Consider the following 16,184-nt stretch of genomic DNA (forward strand, 5'->3'; position numbering starts at 1 on the left):
TCTCCAGAGAGCCGGTATATTGCTGAAAGCCGGTGTGCAGACGTTATTTGAAAATCATCTCCGAGGAGCCGAGGCTGAAAGTAAGTAAGCCCGGACGGATGTCTACCGTTACAAAGAACACGTATGATAGTACGTTGCTAAGTGCTATTAGTGAAAATGCTAATAGAATTAGGGTGGTATCGCGGGTAAACCCGTCCCTACTTTATAGGGACGGGTTTTTTGTGTGTTTTAAAATATTCAAAGGAGTGATTGTATATGGAAAAAGTAGATGTAAAAGAATCAGCTGTAGGAAGAGAAATGCGAATTCGCAAACAGTGGAACGAACAAAATATTTTCGAACAATCAATTCAGAATCGAGAAGGCGCACAGTCTTTCGTATTTTATGAAGGACCACCAACGGCGAACGGACTACCGCATGTAGGTCATGCACTTGGACGAACAATTAAAGATTTAGTAGCAAGATATAAAACGATGGCTGGTTATAAAGTGTTAAGAAAAGCGGGATGGGATACACATGGTTTACCTGTAGAATTAGGCGTTGAGAAGCAACTTGGTATTTCTGGTAAACATGAGATCGAAGAATATGGTATTGAACCATTTATTCAAAAGTGTAAAGAGAGTGTTTTCACATATGAGAAGCAGTGGCGTGAATTCACTGAAAGTATTGGTTATTGGGTAGATATGGATGATCCATATGTAACTTTAAAGAATCCATATATCGAAAGTGTATGGCATATTTTGGGGACAATCCATGAAAAAGGATTGTTATATAAAGGACATAGAGTTTCACCATACTGCCCAAGCTGCCAAACCTCATTGAGCTCACATGAGGTTGCACAAGGGTATAAAACAGTAAAAGATTTAAGTGCAACTGTGAAGTTTAAAGTGAAAGATAGTGAAAATGAGTATTTCTTAGGTTGGACCACAACACCTTGGACACTTCCAGCAAACGTTGCGCTTGCTGTCCATCCAAATATGGAATACGTTAAAGCAAAACAAGAAAGTCATGTATACATTGTTGCGAAAGAACGTGTACAAGAAGTATTAAAAGAGAACTATGAAGTATTATCTGTTCATAAAGGCGAAGAATTATTAAACACATCTTATACAGCGCCATTTCCGATGAAAGAAGTTACAAATGGTTACCGCGTTATTGCAGCAGATTTTGTAACGGGAGATAGTGGTACAGGACTTGTTCATATTGCTCCAGCATATGGAGAGGACGATTATAGAGTTGTTCAAAGTGAAGGCTTGTCATTCTTGCACGTTGTAGATGAAAAAGGTGAGTATACAGAGGCAGTACCATTTTTGAAAGGGAAATTTGTAAAAGATTGTGACGTGGATATCGTTCGTTATTTAGCGAAGGAAGGTTTACTGTATCATAAAGAAAAATATGAACATAGCTATCCGCATTGCTGGCGTTGTGATTCACCACTACTTTATTATGCAGGAGAAAGTTGGTTAATCCGAACAACTGCAATTAAAGATACATTTTTACAAAATAATGATTCTGTTACTTGGTATCCGGATCATATGAAACATGGGCGCTTTGGTAAGTTTTTAGAAAATATGGTGGACTGGAATATTAGCCGAAATAGATATTGGGGAACGCCATTAAACGTGTGGGAATGTGAAAGTTGTGATCATCAGTTCGCACCGAAAAGCATTGCCGAATTAAGAAAGCATAGTACGAAAGAAACACCAGAAGATTTGGAATTGCATAAGCCTTATGTAGATGAAGTGCAAGTGTGCTGCGGGAAATGCGGAGGCACAATGAATCGTACACCAGAAGTGATTGATGTTTGGTTTGATAGTGGTTCTATGCCATTTGCACAATATCATTACCCATTTGAAAATAAAGAGTTATTTGAAGAGCAGTTTCCAGCGGATGTTATTGCTGAAGGAATTGATCAAACACGCGGCTGGTTTTATAGTTTATTAGCAGTATCAGCACTATATACAGGAAAAGTACCGTATAAACGAGTGTTATCACTAGGGCATGTTTTAGATGAAGAAGGGCAGAAAATGTCTAAAAGCAAAGGAAATGCACTAGATCCAGTTGATTTAGTAGATAAATTTGGTGCAGATGCGCTAAGATGGGCTTTACTTGTTGATAGTGCCCCGTGGAATGCGAAGCGTTTTTCTGAAAGAACAGTACTGGAAGCGAAATCTAAATTTGTAGATACATTAGTCAATGTGTATAGCTTCTACGTTTTATATGCAAATTTAGATGAATATAATCCGAAAGAAACGTATGATGTAAGGCTTACAAAATTAGACGAATGGGTATTATCAAGATTGCATAGTACAACGAAAAAAGTAAGAACTGCACTTGATGATTATCAATTTACGAATGCAGCTCGTGAAATTGCAGCACTTGTAGATGAAGTGAGTAACTGGTATGTAAGACGCTCACGTAATCGTTTCTGGGAATCTGGTATGAACGCTGAGAAAGCAGCTGCGTATGAGACACTTCATGAAGTGCTTGTAACAATTAGTAAATTAATTGCACCATTTACACCGTTTGTCGCGGAAGACATTCATCTAAATTTAGAAGGAGGCAGCGTTCATTTAGCTGATTATCCAGTTGTAAATGAATCACTACTTCAACCGAAATTAGAAGCGGAAATGGATGCTGTTTTACAAGTTGTTGAACTTGGAAGAAGTAACCGTAATCAGCATTCTTTAAAAGTAAAACAGCCGCTAGCAGAACTTGTATTACTTGAGCATAACGAGAATGATATGGATTGGGAATCTTATCGTGATATCGTTATGGATGAGTTAAATGTAAAAGCATTCCATGTTGAACTCGATGAAACAAAATACACATCATATCAATTGAAGCTTAATTTTAAAACAGCGGGGCCGAAATTCGGTAAAAATGTGAATGCAGTGAATGGTTGGCTAAAACAATTATCACAAGAAGAAGTACAAAACTTTGTATCAACAGGAAGAGCAGTTTACGAAGCAACACCAGGAGAAGAAGTAGTTGTAACTGCTGAAGATGTGTTAGTTGAGAAAGTTGCAAAATCAGGATTCTCTAATACGACTAACGGACAATATACGGTTATGTTAGATACGAATGTAACGGAAGAATTGTTGCAAGAAGGAGTAGCGCGTGAATTCATTCGTGCGGTTCAAGAATATCGTAAACAGTTGAATTTACCAGTTAATTTACGAGTGGATGTTATTCTTGATACAGAAGTAGAGCTACAGCGAACGTTAACGAACCATAAAGATTTATTGGAAGAAAACTTACTCGTTAAACAATTTACATTTGGTCACTTAACGAACGAAGACGATGAACTTTCTTTAGGTGAAACGAAAGTTCGAATTAAATTAAGCGCGGCTCATTAAAGGAGAAGGAAGTTGGAATGATTCCAACTTCCTTTTTGTATGATGGAAATTTATCCGGCTAATTTCCTCATAATCCATTCGATAGGACCTCTAGAAAATTTCTTTCTCCATAACACACTAATTAAAATGCTGAAAATGAAAAATGCAGTAGCAAATAATAAAACGAATAGTAGTGATTGATTTTCCATTCTATTTAATAGAATTAATGTCCCAATACCGATAAATACATGACTGACATAATGAGTTAATGTTAATTGTCCTGTTTGTACAATGGAAGTGACAAACCAATTATTTCTATATTTTTCAGCGATATAGAGGCAAATGATTAATATAGCAATAGAGGATCCTGTAGCAGATAAAATATATAATACATTTGGTAAGATGGGTCCTGTATTAAATAAAAATGTGGCGGCCTCTCTGCCGATGTATGGAATAAAAAAGTGTGTAAGTCCTTTTGATAAAAGTTCTGTCAATATTGTGATTGTAATACCGAGTAAGAGTAATCTTTTTTTTATTTTTTTATTATGAAGATCTAACCTGCCAATTAACATACCGATTAAGAAGAACGAGAACCAAGGGAAAATAGGGTGATAGCCATTAAAGAATAAGTTGCGAAGAAAACCCTTTATTGTCCAGAAGTCTACATAATTTATAAATGGAGTTGGACCTACCCAACCCTCGAAAGTATTGAAAGTAAGCTGAAGAGATTGTGCGAACAATAAAATAATGATAGAAAGAAAAAGTAATAGTTTTTTGCGTACTGTCATGAGTAATGCAGCAACGAAAAGGTAAACACCATAGTAGTGTAATATATCCCCAGTCCACTCCATTACATATAGTAGTAATCCTAAAATAAATAAGAAAAGTGATCGTTTCCATATGGTCTTTCGGCTATTAGAAATTTTTATTTGTTCATTGCTAGCAACGGCTGACCTAGTCATTAAAGTTATACCGATGCCAGCAAGTATAACAAACAAAGCAGAGGCTCTACCTTCAAATAGTGACATGAAGGTTATTAAAAAAGGGGGACCATTTCCTTCTGCACCTGTTATCACCATGAAATTAACAAGTAGCATACCAAACATCGCCCAAGCTCTAGCAAAATCTAAGCCGATAATGCGTTTTTTTATATTCACTTCAACCCCTTCTTTCAAAAATGTTATTTACAGCTTCAATCCAAATTTGTTTATAATCTATCTTTGCATCAATCATCATAAAATTTCCGATATTATCAAGCACTAATGCTAACATATGAGCTTTTGAAACTAGATTTTTATTTTCAATTAATTGAAGTTCATTTGCTTTTGTAAGGAGTACTTCAAATCCATGTAAATATTCTGTTTGCACAGTTAGTAATCGATCTTTGTACATCTTGTTTCTTGAAGATAGTAATACATATTCTTGTAGCACTCGGTTAAAATAAGGGTCGTTTCGCTGTTCATCAATTATTTTAAGGCCAATTGCAATACATTTTTCAATAAAATTTGATTTTGTAAACTCTTCTGTATGGAAATACGAAGAGAACTGCATAGCTTTACATAATTCAGTAAAAATACATTCAATTAAAGCATCTTTAGACTTAAAGTAGTAATATATAGATGGTTTTGCGATACCAACCTCCTCACCAATCATTGTATAAGTTGTTTTAACAATACCGTACGTAGCAAAAAGGCGATAACTTGCTTCCATTATTGAAGAGAGTGTTTCTTCACTTTTACTCATATAGATCCTCCTAAAAAAAGGTTATTTAAATCGTATCATTTACAAGTGATTTTTTCAACCTACCGTTAGGTAAAAAATAGGCTATTTTTTTAAACAGTAATATGAAAAGCTTTAGGGATAAGGAATGGATTTAGAAATTTCTTTCTAAAGTATTGTGTTCACTTTACACATAAATATTGAGAAAATTTCACTTACCCTAAATGGAAAGGTAATAGAAGTGTTCATAGAGAATTACTCGTAGATTCAATTTTTATCCATCCGTTTTGCGGGGAATCATTGCCTAGTGGTAATGGGATAAGGTTGAGCTACTTTATTAGGGGGAGTGGTTCTATGTTTAATAAAAAAATGGTGGCAATGGCAATGACTGTGCCGTTAGTAATGGGGACAATTTCTACGGTTTCGGCATTGGAAAAACAACAGCAAGTAAAGTTAGAAGCTTATTCGCCACAGAAAAAAGCAACTGAATATTTAAAAGAAAATGCTGCGCAGTATGGATTGAAAACAGATCTTTCAGACTTGCAATATATTTCTACAACAGAAACGTCAGTAGCTTCATATGTTAGGTTCCAACAAGTTGTTAATGGTGCACCTGTATTTTCAAAACAAATAACAGTTACGCTTAACGGAGAGGGAAAGGGAGTACTCGCTGTTTCTGATTATCAGCCTGTTACAGGTGTGAAGGAAGTAACGACAAAAATTAGTGAAAAAGATGCAATACAAAAATCAATGGCGTATGTTGGAGAAGCAAGTGAGCAAAATTTATGGGCTCCTACAGATAAAGAGTTCGGATATATTGTTGAAGAAGGAATTGCTCGTCCAGTATATAAAGTTGTAGTCCATTCTAATAATCCATTTGGTGCATGGGAAACATTTATTGATGCAGAAAATGGAAAGTTAATTAAAAAGGTTGATATAAACCGAAAAGCTGAAGGGTCAGGAAAAGTATTTTTACCTAACCCAGTCGTATCTAGCGGTAGTAAAGTAGGCTTAAAAGATAATAACGATGCAGATTCAACAGCTCTAACGAACCAACTGAAAACTGTTACGTTAAAAGGTTTAGATGGAACAGGATTTTTAATTGGAGAATATGTAACGATTTCTTCAAAAGCGAAAACAAAATCTACGAATTTACAATTTAACTATACACGCGCAAATGATAGCTTTGAAGATGTTATGTCGTACTATCATATCGACACATTGCAACGTTACATTCAAAGTCTAGGTTTTAAAAATATTAATAACCGTTCGATAAAAGTGAATGTTAATGGTACAACTGATGATAACTCATTCTATTCTCCATCAACAAAAGCTTTGACTTTCGGTACTGGCGGTGTTGATGATGCAGAAGATGCTGGTATTATCGCACATGAATATGGGCATTCGATTCAAGATAACCAAGTTCCTGGCTTTGGTAGTTCAGCAGAAGGTGGAGCGATGGGAGAAGGATTTGGCGACTTCTTAGGTGCTACATATGAAGATGCAGTATCGACTACTGGATATGGTAAAGCATGTGTTGGAGAATGGGATGCGACAGCTTATTCTAGTTCAGATCCAACATGCTTACGCCGATTAGATACGAATAAAGTATATCCGAAAGATATAACGAATGAAGTGCATGATGATGGTGAAATTTGGGCTCAAGGCCAATACGAAATGGCACAAGCTTTTGGCCGTGATGTAGCAACAAAAATCATTTTACAATCACACTGGTCATTAACACCAAACTCTAAATTCAGTGATGGAGCGAAAGCGATTAAGCAAGCGGATGCTCTTTTATATGGCGGACAACATGCTGCTGATATCGATCGCATTTGGGCAGCGAGAGGCATTAGTACGAATTAATATAAAAAGTCGTGGCATTATAAGCCACGACTTTTTAATTTGCTTACGAACTGGTACTAGTAAATAAAGCTATATCAATGATAGTGTGAATATATCCGTATCCCATTTACTTTTTAGCTTCTTTAAAAACAAAATGCTCTTTAAATTTTCTAGATTCAACTTTTTGACCATTTCGCATCGATTGGAATGGGTGTTCTTGCCATGTAATAATAACATCAACTTCATCTGCTTTTGTAGCAACGGGTAAATTAGCGTGTTCAAATCCAGTTTTTCCACTTGCCAAACGACTTTCCTTTAGGGAAAAGAGTTCATATTTCGTTTTCTTATTTGGTTCGTTGCGGAATACTTCGACGTTTACATTATATACTTCACTATTCCCGACATTCTTTACTGAAAAATGATATGTTTGAAATTCATCTTTTTTAGCTTGAAGCATATTCTTGTTTGTTTTTTTCGGTTTATCAATATTCACTTGCCATTGATCAGAGTTTTGAGAGATTGGTAAAGATTTTGGTGAATAGGCATACGTTTCGTTTACTACAATTAAGCAAAACAAAAGGAGAAAGAAACTAATTGCTTTTTGCATATACACACCTCGCTTTAAAATTTTTATTAATATGCGTAAATGAATTAGTTTTTATGTAAAAATTGGAAAATATTAAAGGTGTAATTTTGGATTTAATACATAAGAATATGTATTACAAAATTAACTTTTCACAATTTAGAAGAAGTTAGGAGTTATAAAACCAGAATGTTTCAAAAAAAGCTTGCGTTTTATAAGGTGAGGAGTTAGAATACTCTGTAAATATAAAAAGTGATGATCAGGAAAAGTACATGGTGCAAAGGTCTACAGAGAGCAGCCGATTGCTGGGAAGGTTGCGATACCGCATGATGGAAAGACACCTGTGAGTGTTGCTTTGAACGTGATTATTAGTAAAAGCAAACGGTACCTACCGTTATCAGGGCTAAGATGGTCAATATGACAATTTGGGTGGTACCGCGGAAAAAATCCGTCCCTATTTATAGGGGCGGATTTTTGTATTCTTTGAAAGGGGGTGAGTGACCGTGGATGATGACGATGACAACAATAACGTAAATAAATATAAAATTACTGGAGGGAAAAATAATGGATTCAATAATGAAGCGTTCACTCACAAAAGAATGTACAAAGCAAAGTGGAAAGGTTGTATTACTTCAAGGATGGGTAAAAAAGATTCGACACCTTGGAAATGTTAGTTTTTTATTATTACGGGACAGAACAGGAGTAATTCAATGTGTATTAGAAAATGAATTGGCTGGATATAAAGTTGATGTAGAAAGTGTCGTCCACGTAATTGGTGAAATAGTCGAGACATCGAAAACAGAATTGGGTGTTGAAGTACTTGCTCATGAAGTGAAAGTAATAAACGGTGCAGAGCCACTTCCATTTGAAATAAATAAAAAGAAGTTACAAGTTGGCTTAGATCAACTACTTAATGAGCGAGTAATATCATTAAGGCATGAGCGAACCGCAGCGATTTTTAAAGTGAAATCTACACTCGTTCAGAGCTTTAGTGAATTTCTTATAGAGAACGATTTCACACGGATCTTTACGCCGAAAATTGTTTCGCAAGGGGCAGAAGGAGGAGCAAATGTTTTTAAGCTTCCATACTTCCAAAAAGAAGCTTATTTAGCACAATCACCACAGTTCTATAAGCAAATGATGGTGGCAGGTGGGTTAGAACGAGTTTTTGAAATTGCACCTGTATATAGAGCGGAACATCATAATTCTTCCCGTCATTTGAATGAATATATATCGTTAGACTTAGAGCTTGGTTTTATTCATGATTTTTATGAAGTGATGCAACTAGAAACGGATGTTTTACGATATATGTTTCAACAAGTAGCGAAAAAATGTGAAATAGAACTACAACTATTACAAATAGAAGTACCTGTTATTACTGAAATACCTAAAATTACATTGTTAGAAGCACAAGAAATTTTGAAAAGTAAGTATCGTAAAGAATCTCCTGTAGGGGATTTAGATACAGAAGGTGAAAAGTTACTAGGGAAATATGTGAAGGAAATATATAATAGTGAATTTGTTTTTATTACGCATTATCCGAAAAAAGCGAGACCGATGTATACGATGCCGAATAAAGAGAATCCAGCTATTACTGATTCATTCGACTTATTATATAAAGGATTAGAAATAACGTCAGGGGCACAGCGAATTCATAATTATGAAATGTTACTCGCTTCGTTTAAAGAAAAAGGATTACACCCAGATAAATTTCAATCTTATTTAAATACATTCCGATACGGTTGTCCACCACATGGAGGTTTCGGAATTGGGTTAGAAAGGGTTGTATATAAACTTTTAGAATTAACAAATGTACGAGAGGCGAGTGCTTTTCCGAGAGATTGTACTCGTCTCATACCGTAAAAAGAATCTTCGCGATTATCGCGAAGATTCTTTTTTTATAGTTCGTTTGAAAAGGTGAAAATATAGATTCTTTCTTTTTCTAATAAGCTTAGTAAAAGTCAGTTGAAATATGAACCATTTCGACAAAAAAATCAATATACCCCTTGACAGTTACAAATATAACCGATATACTTCATATTAATTTCAAAAGAAAATATATTCTAAATATTACAATGTGTTGAATAGGAGTAGTAAGGTCATGTATTTGTGCAGAGAGCTATGGGTTGGTGCGACATAGTCAAATGACATCCTGAACTCGCCTAGGAGCAGTAAGGTGGAACGGAATCACATTCTTAGTAAATCTTAACGGTTAACCTTCGATATTAGGTTTGTAATCAAACGATTACTACTAAGGTGGATTCATAATGGAATCAATAAGGGTGGTACCGCGTTAAGTAAATGGCTTAGCGTCTCTTTATATAGAGATGCTAGGCCATTTTTTTATTATATGGAAGAAGAAATGGAGGGTTTATTTGAATAGGTTTATAAAATTTATTTATTTATATAAAAAGATTTAATTAGGAGGAAAATGAGATGAAACAGACGGAGCAATGGACTTCGAAATTAGGTTTTATAATGGCAGCAGCCGGATCAGCAATTGGACTTGGTGCGATATGGAAGTTTCCTTATATCGCTGGGAAGAGTGGGGGAGGAGCGTTCTTTTTAATCTTTATATTATTTACTGTTTTAATTGGACTACCGCTACTTATAGCTGAATTTATGATTGGACGCAGTACGCAGAAACAAGCAGTTGGAGCATTTAAAAGCATCGCACCAAATACAGGATGGCACTGGATCGGACGCCTTGGCGTTGGAACGTGTTTTATACTACTTTCGTTTTATAGTGTTGTAGGTGGATGGGTATTAATTTATTTATTCAGAGGAATAACTGGACAACTGATTACTCCAGGACAAAATTACGGTGCGTTATTTACTGAAACAATTGGGAATCCCACTTGGGCTATTATGGGACATTTCGCTTTTATGTTCATTACGATATGGGTTGTATCAAAGGGTGTACAAAACGGAATTGAAAAAGCAAGTAAATATATGTTGCCAGCATTGTTCGTTTTATTTGTCGCTCTTATTATTCGTTCGTTAACACTTGATGATGCAATGAAAGGTGTGAAGTTTTTCTTACAACCAGATTTCTCAAAGATTACTTCGGAAAGTATTTTGTTCGCAATGGGGCAATCATTCTTTGCAATTAGTATCGGGATTTCAATTATGGTTACGTATAGTTCCTATTTAAATAAAAAAGAAAGTTTACCAAAATCAGCAATAACAATTGTTGGATTAAATTTATTTGTTTCATTATTTGCAGGTCTTGCTATTTTTCCAGCCGTATTTTCATTAGGAATGGAGCCAACAGAAGGACCTGGATTACTATTTATCGTATTACCATCTGTATTTAGTCAAATTCCATTTGGTGGGTTTTTCTTAACAGTATTTCTTGCACTATTTACATTTGCGACATTAACATCAGCATTTTCTCTACTAGAAACTGTTGTTTCAGCATTAGCAAATGGTGAACAAGAAAAGAGAACGAAATTATCATGGCTGATCGGTTTCGGCATTTTCTTAGTAGGTATACCATCAGCGTTATCATTTGGAGTATGGAGTGATATTACGATTTTCGGAAAGAATATTTTTGATGCGGTAGACTTCTTATCTAGTAATATATTAATGCCACTTGGAGCACTATTTATTAGTATTTTCGTTTCATTCAAAATGGAGAAGAAGGTACTAGAAGCAGAGTTTTTTGTAGGTGGAAATTATGGAAAGAAAGTATTTACTTGTTGGGCATTTTTACTTCGATTTGTAGCACCACTTGCAATAATTATCGTCTTCTTAAATGTAATAGGAATTATTTAATATTAAATGTTATAATATTCAGTAAAAAAGGGGTGGTGATCATAAAGGAAAATTTGATAGAAGCAGGGAAATACATGAATATTAGAGGGAAAAAGCTATACGTTGAAACACATGGAAATCCTAAAAATAAGCCAGTCTTATACTTGCATGGTGGACCAGGAGAAAGTTGTTATGATTTTTCATTTCATCAAGCGGAACGTTTAAAAGATTCTCTATATGTAATTATGATAGATCAAAGAGGTGTTTGTCGCTCAGAAGAAATTACTGAAGACGAAGCTTTTGGATTAAATGATTTGATTGAAGACTGTGAGGAACTAAGAAAAGCATTACAAATTGAAAAGTGGTCTGTAATTGGACATTCTTTCGGTGGCTATTTAGCATTGTTATATGCGTCGATATATCCAAGTTCAATAGAGAAAATAATATTTGAAGGGCCAACTTTCGACTTTGCATTAACAAGTAGAGCTTTATTACAAAAAACAGGATATTTATTAAAAAAGCATGAAAAAGAAGAAGTAGCAAAAGAGTGCTTTGCTTATTCATCTAGCTATGCTAGTTCAGAAGAGTTGTTAGAAGCCTATATAAGATTAAGCGCTGAATTAGAAGAAAAAAGAATGGAGATTTACAATTATAAGGAAGATGAGACAGACTATAGTTTATATAGCGATGAAGAGTGGGAAGTATTTTCAAATCGCTCTCAAATTCATTTTGATAGATTAAAATTAGAGGGTGCATGTCATACATCATTATTATATAAAATAAAAGAAGTACAGAATCCAATGTTATTAATTGTAGGAAAACATGATGTAGTAACGTGTGAAGAACAAATTAAAACATTTAATAAAGATGCCCGAAACGGCAAGTATATCGTATTTGAAGAGAGCGGTCATTCACCTCATTATGAGGAAGCAGATAGGTTTGCAGAAACAGTCATACATTTTTTGAAATGAAGAAAAGGGTGCTTCTATAAATGAGAGGCACCCTTTCTATATTTCTGGATATGTGATTGTGATGTTAGGCCACTTACTTTGCCAATTCTTTTTTATAACTCTGTTTTTGTACATATGTAATCGTTCTTTCGATTCAAGAAAATGAGCTGTTGGTCTCACTTGTAAGGAAAGGACATCTTCAATACCACATGGGGCTGTTAATATGACGTTGTTTAGTTCATCAAGTGTAACTCCTAATGCCGTTGCTGTTTCAGGAAATTTAGAAATAGCATCAACAGAAGAAGAATATGGTGGCATATTATTCACTACATGCATACGAGCTTGATTTTTTACAGACCAAGGGATAGTAGCATCAATATTCATTAATTTCGTTTCTAATGATTGTTCGTATATCTCATCTTGATGTAGACTATCATAATAAATTACATCAACATCAGGCATAGCCGTTTTAGCTTCATAGTCATGTAAAGTATCCCAAATTTTAGAACGAACAAATCCGGCACAAATCCACCAATCAGGTAACTCTAGTGATTTTGCCATTTGTAATACATTCATCATCCATTCGTCGTTTTCTATTAAGCGAATGATATCTTGTTCTGTTTGTATAGTCATTTGTTATCTCACCTGCTTTTTTTTAGAGAGTAAATTTAATTCATAAGCTTTATAATCCATGTAATCCAGTAAGCACCTGGTATGAATAACAGTTGAGCAAGTAATGTACCAAAAAGTCTAGAAATCATTAGCCAAGCATACATTTTACTCATTGCTTCAGCACCTTCTTCTGATTGAAGAGCTCGCTCTGTTAAAAGAGCAATACGTGGATCTAGTAGCACTGTTAATAAAATAGTAGCAAAACCATTAATAAGACCAGAAGCTGTAGTGGCTTTTGTTGCGAAAGCTGGAATTAAAAAAGAAGCATATAGTGCGGAAAGAACTCCCGCTGTATAAATTGCAGTAGCGAACATGTTAATAAGCATTATACGCTTTGGAATACCGCCGATACGCAGTCTATGAATCATTTCTAACTTTGGAAAGCGGACATATTTTTTTGTGTACTTTAATTTTTGAATGTTATTCGTTTTCATCATTCGAATGAAAGAACCGTCTGTTTCAAAGTTTTGAATGACATATCCAAATAGTTTTGTCAAAGTTGGATACAGTATAATCGCAAGCAATGTACCGATAGAAGCAGATAATAGTACAAGACGTATAATATGCTCTAAATCAATAGAAGGATCTAGTTTTGCTTCGTCCACAATCCCGCCAAGTAAAAAGGCTTGTAGTAAGTTTGACGTTCTTGAAATGAGTAATACGATTCCTACGACGGATAATGCGACAGCAATCTTCTTTAAACGAACCCCCGCTAATCGAATACTATAAGAGCTTGTTTCAACTGCGTGGATCACAATTGTGAAAGCCATTATAAAAATTAACGTAATTGACATTTGTTTCACCAGTTTCTATTAAAATAATTGTAACTTTTTTACTGTATCATATCTATCGTATTTTGTAACTGAAAGTATGTGACATATGGAAATTGATTTTTCGAAAAAATAGATAATGATAGTATAATAGGGAGAAGTGGAAGAGATGTTAGCACTTAGTTATACAGCAAATTAAGTGGAGGAATGAAGCATGTATAAAACATTTCCATTTGATTTAGATGGAACTTTAACGGATCCGAAAGAAGGGATTGTAAACTCGGTTTTATATGCATTAAAAAAAGTAGGAATTGAAGAAGTACATATAAGTGAGTTAGATTCATTTATAGGTCCTCCTATTCAGCAATCATTCATAGAGAGATATAATATGAGTGAAGGAGAGGTTGAACGTGCTGTTTTTTACTTCCGTGAGTATTTAAAGCAGCGTGGATTGTTTGAAAATAATGTATACGAGGGGATTCTGAAGCTCTTGCAACAATTAAAAAGTTCAGGGAATCGCATATTCGTAGCAACTTCAAAGCCCACTGTATTTGCGAAACAAGTTATAGAGCATTTTCAATTAACGAATTATTTCGAAGACATCATTGGAAGTAATTTAGATGGTACGAGAATAAAAAAAGAAGAAATAATTGCTCATATTTTACAAACAAATGAAGAACTAAATAAAGAAGAAATGATAATGATCGGTGATAGAAAGCACGATATAATAGGTGCGAATCAGAATGGAATTGCTTCAATTGGTGTTTTATATGGCTATGGCTGTGAGAAAGAACTGACTGAAGTTAGTGCGACTTACATAGTGAAAGATGTTGAAGAACTGTATCATTTTTGTGTAGAGAAAAATTTAATAAAGCAGTAAATATAGATTCTAGCAATCCCTTTATAACGTATGACGATGAATTCGTTTCTGTTTAAAGGGATTTTTCATATGTAATCGAATAATTATAATTAGACATTTTTAGCATAAAAATTTGTATGAATAAGAGGAGGGATGTCAGAATTAAAAGGTTAGTAGAAATTTATCAATAAAATTTAGAATATTCTGTTTAATGGAGGGGTAAAATTGGAGTTAGTTATTATATTATTAGCACTAAGTTTACTTATGTTCGTAGCATACAGAGGTTTTTCTGTTATTTTATTCGCGCCGATATTTGCATTATTTGCAGTATTTTTGACAGAACCTAGTTATGTATTACCTTTCTTTTCTAATATCTTTATGGAGAAAATGGTTGGATTTATAAAATTATATTTTCCTGTGTTTTTATTAGGAGCAATATTTGGGAAAGTAGTGGAAATGTCAGGAATTGCAGATTCTATCGCAAAAACGATTATTGAGTTAGTTGGTGAAAAACGTACTATATTAGCGATTGTATTAATGGGGGCTATTTTAACGTATAGTGGTGTTAGTGTGTATGTAGTAGTGTTTGCTGTTTATCCGTTCGCAGCTAAGTTGTTTCGACAAGCTAATATTCCAAAGCGTTTAATCCCTGGAACGATTGTTCTTGGAGCAGTAACGTTTACAATGGATGCGTTACCTGGATCACCACAAATTCAAAATGTAATACCTACAACATTTTTTAAAACGGATATTTATGCTGCACCGATACTTGGGATTGTAGGAGCAATTTTTGTTCTTACATTAGGTTTACTATATTTAGAGAGTAGACGTAAGAAGGCAAAAGCGGCAGGTGAAGGATACTTTGGTTTTAATGATGGAAATACTGAAATGGCAGCATCTTTGCAAGTAGAACAAAAAAATATGCCATTAATTAATAACATTGAAATCACAAGAGCACAACAACTTATTGCATTTATACCACTTATTTTAGTAGGTGTAATGAATAAAGTGTTTACTATTATGATACCGAAGTGGTATCCAAGCGGTTTTGATTTTTCTGCAATTGGTATGAAAGCATTTGGAAAAGTAGAATTAAGTGCAGTAGTAGGAATTTGGTCTGTAGAATTGGCACTTATTATAGGGATCTTAACAACGTTATTATTATATTGGAAGCGAGTAGTAACAGGTTTCCAAGCTGGATTGAATACAAGTATTGGTGGAGCGCTACTTGCAACGATGAATACAGGAGCTGAGTTTGGATTCGGTGGTGTCATTGCAGCACTTCCAGGTTTCGCAATTATGAGAGATGGCATCTCTGTTACTTTCACAAATCCGTTAGTGAATGGTGCAGTAACGACGAATATTTTAGCTGGAATTACAGGCTCTGCATCAGGAGGTATGGGAATAGTATTAAGTGCAATGGGAGATAAATTTATTGCAGCGGCCAATCAATTTGATATTCCATTAGAAGTTATGCACCGTATCGTATCAATGGCATCAGGAGGAATGGATACACTACCACATAACGGGGCTATTATTACTATTCTTACAGTAACAGGATTAACACATAAACAGTCATATAAAGATATATTTGCTATTACAATTTTGAAAACGGTTGCTGTATTTTTAGTTATCGCATTCTATACTTTAACAGGACTCTATTAAAAAATTTGAATCGTAAAGATTCATCAAAT

The 16,184-nt window shown here is 34.6% G+C and carries 12 protein-coding genes and 3 other annotated features (1 of these 15 only partly in view); of the genes, 7 read left to right on the forward strand and 5 right to left on the reverse strand.

Annotation, left to right across the window (positions count from 1 at the left end):
• Window positions 1–202 (forward strand) — a binding site (T-box leader) (it extends 39 nt beyond the left edge of the window).
• Between the two features lie 53 nt (window positions 203–255).
• Window positions 256–3,357 carry an isoleucine--tRNA ligase gene (gene ileS / locus DN404_RS19810; protein ID WP_044306552.1) on the forward strand — a complete coding sequence of 1,034 codons (3,102 nt, stop codon included), beginning with the start codon at window positions 256–258 and terminating at the stop codon, window positions 3,355–3,357.
• A gap of 50 nt (window positions 3,358–3,407) precedes the next feature.
• Here ileS and DN404_RS19815 read toward each other — a convergent pair whose 3' ends face one another.
• On the reverse strand, window positions 3,408–4,493 hold the full coding sequence (locus tag DN404_RS19815) for a DUF418 domain-containing protein (RefSeq protein WP_001022158.1): 1,086 nt from the start codon (window positions 4,491–4,493) through the stop codon (window positions 3,408–3,410).
• Between the two features lies 1 nt (window position 4,494).
• The gene (locus DN404_RS19820) at window positions 4,495–5,079 is read right to left on the reverse strand and encodes a TetR/AcrR family transcriptional regulator (protein WP_000045224.1); all 585 of its coding nucleotides are present in this window, start codon (window positions 5,077–5,079) and stop codon (window positions 4,495–4,497) included.
• Window positions 5,080–5,409: 330 nt separating this feature from the next.
• Between DN404_RS19820 and DN404_RS19825 the strand changes: the two genes are divergently transcribed.
• A complete protein-coding gene (locus tag DN404_RS19825) occupies window positions 5,410–6,921 on the forward strand; it encodes a M36 family metallopeptidase (protein ID WP_000482274.1) in 1,512 nt (503 codons plus the stop codon).
• A 106-nt stretch (window positions 6,922–7,027) separates the two neighbouring features.
• Here DN404_RS19825 and DN404_RS19830 read toward each other — a convergent pair whose 3' ends face one another.
• On the reverse strand, window positions 7,028–7,507 hold the full coding sequence (locus tag DN404_RS19830) for a hypothetical protein (protein ID WP_001167910.1): 480 nt from the start codon (window positions 7,505–7,507) through the stop codon (window positions 7,028–7,030).
• A 222-nt stretch (window positions 7,508–7,729) separates the two neighbouring features.
• Window positions 7,730–7,942, forward strand: a binding site (T-box leader).
• A 105-nt stretch (window positions 7,943–8,047) separates the two neighbouring features.
• On the opposite strand from DN404_RS19830, the gene aspS reads away from it, so the two are divergent.
• The 3 genes from aspS (at window position 8,048) to DN404_RS19845 (ending at window position 12,210) form a co-directional block, all read left to right on the forward strand.
• Complete coding sequence (aspS, locus tag DN404_RS19835) at window positions 8,048–9,346, forward strand: aspartate--tRNA(Asn) ligase (RefSeq protein ID WP_086411910.1); 1,299 nt, start codon at window positions 8,048–8,050, stop codon at window positions 9,344–9,346.
• 208 nt (window positions 9,347–9,554) lie between these two features.
• Window positions 9,555–9,803: a binding site (T-box leader), on the forward strand.
• A gap of 116 nt (window positions 9,804–9,919) precedes the next feature.
• Window positions 9,920–11,260 (forward strand): sodium-dependent transporter, encoded by a 1,341-nt coding sequence (locus DN404_RS19840; RefSeq protein WP_086411911.1) that lies wholly within the window; start codon window positions 9,920–9,922, stop codon window positions 11,258–11,260.
• A gap of 74 nt (window positions 11,261–11,334) precedes the next feature.
• Window positions 11,335–12,210, forward strand: coding sequence for an alpha/beta fold hydrolase (locus DN404_RS19845; RefSeq protein ID WP_149215369.1), 876 nt, complete (start codon window positions 11,335–11,337; stop codon window positions 12,208–12,210).
• 36 nt (window positions 12,211–12,246) lie between these two features.
• Here DN404_RS19845 and DN404_RS19850 read toward each other — a convergent pair whose 3' ends face one another.
• Window positions 12,247–12,822, reverse strand: a complete 576-nt coding sequence (locus DN404_RS19850; RefSeq protein ID WP_006922721.1) for a nucleotidyltransferase family protein — start codon at window positions 12,820–12,822, stop codon at window positions 12,247–12,249.
• Between the two features lie 35 nt (window positions 12,823–12,857).
• A complete protein-coding gene (locus DN404_RS19855) occupies window positions 12,858–13,655 on the reverse strand; it encodes a lipid II flippase Amj family protein (protein ID WP_000028911.1) in 798 nt (265 codons plus the stop codon).
• A 190-nt stretch (window positions 13,656–13,845) separates the two neighbouring features.
• Between DN404_RS19855 and DN404_RS19860 the strand changes: the two genes are divergently transcribed.
• Both DN404_RS19860 and DN404_RS19865 read left to right on the forward strand, forming a co-directional pair.
• Complete coding sequence (locus DN404_RS19860) at window positions 13,846–14,511, forward strand: HAD family hydrolase (protein ID WP_149215370.1); 666 nt, start codon at window positions 13,846–13,848, stop codon at window positions 14,509–14,511.
• Window positions 14,512–14,715: 204 nt separating this feature from the next.
• Window positions 14,716–16,155, forward strand: coding sequence for a GntP family permease (locus DN404_RS19865; RefSeq protein ID WP_070179280.1), 1,440 nt, complete (start codon window positions 14,716–14,718; stop codon window positions 16,153–16,155).
• Window positions 16,156–16,184: the final 29 nt, after the last annotated feature.

It is taken from the genome of Bacillus sp. TE8-1, assembly GCF_008368855.1.
Lineage (GTDB): Bacteria > Bacillota > Bacilli > Bacillales > Bacillaceae_G > Bacillus_A > Bacillus_A cereus.

Excerpts from the sequence above, each read along its gene's own strand:
- aspS (WP_086411910.1), top strand. The coding sequence starts at position 8,048 with ATGGATTCAATAATGAAGCGTTCACTCACAAAAGAATGTACAAAGCAA.
- ileS (WP_044306552.1), top strand. The coding sequence starts at position 256 with ATGGAAAAAGTAGATGTAAAAGAATCAGCTGTAGGAAGAGAAATGCGA.
- DN404_RS19830 (WP_001167910.1), bottom strand. The coding sequence starts at position 7,507 with ATGCAAAAAGCAATTAGTTTCTTTCTCCTTTTGTTTTGCTTAATTGTA.
- DN404_RS19860 (WP_149215370.1), top strand. The coding sequence starts at position 13,846 with ATGTATAAAACATTTCCATTTGATTTAGATGGAACTTTAACGGATCCG.
- DN404_RS19845 (WP_149215369.1), top strand. The coding sequence starts at position 11,335 with ATGAATATTAGAGGGAAAAAGCTATACGTTGAAACACATGGAAATCCT.
- DN404_RS19850 (WP_006922721.1), bottom strand. The coding sequence starts at position 12,822 with ATGACTATACAAACAGAACAAGATATCATTCGCTTAATAGAAAACGAC.
- DN404_RS19855 (WP_000028911.1), bottom strand. The coding sequence starts at position 13,655 with ATGTCAATTACGTTAATTTTTATAATGGCTTTCACAATTGTGATCCAC.
- DN404_RS19825 (WP_000482274.1), top strand. The coding sequence starts at position 5,410 with ATGTTTAATAAAAAAATGGTGGCAATGGCAATGACTGTGCCGTTAGTA.
- DN404_RS19840 (WP_086411911.1), top strand. The coding sequence starts at position 9,920 with ATGAAACAGACGGAGCAATGGACTTCGAAATTAGGTTTTATAATGGCA.
- DN404_RS19820 (WP_000045224.1), bottom strand. The coding sequence starts at position 5,079 with ATGAGTAAAAGTGAAGAAACACTCTCTTCAATAATGGAAGCAAGTTAT.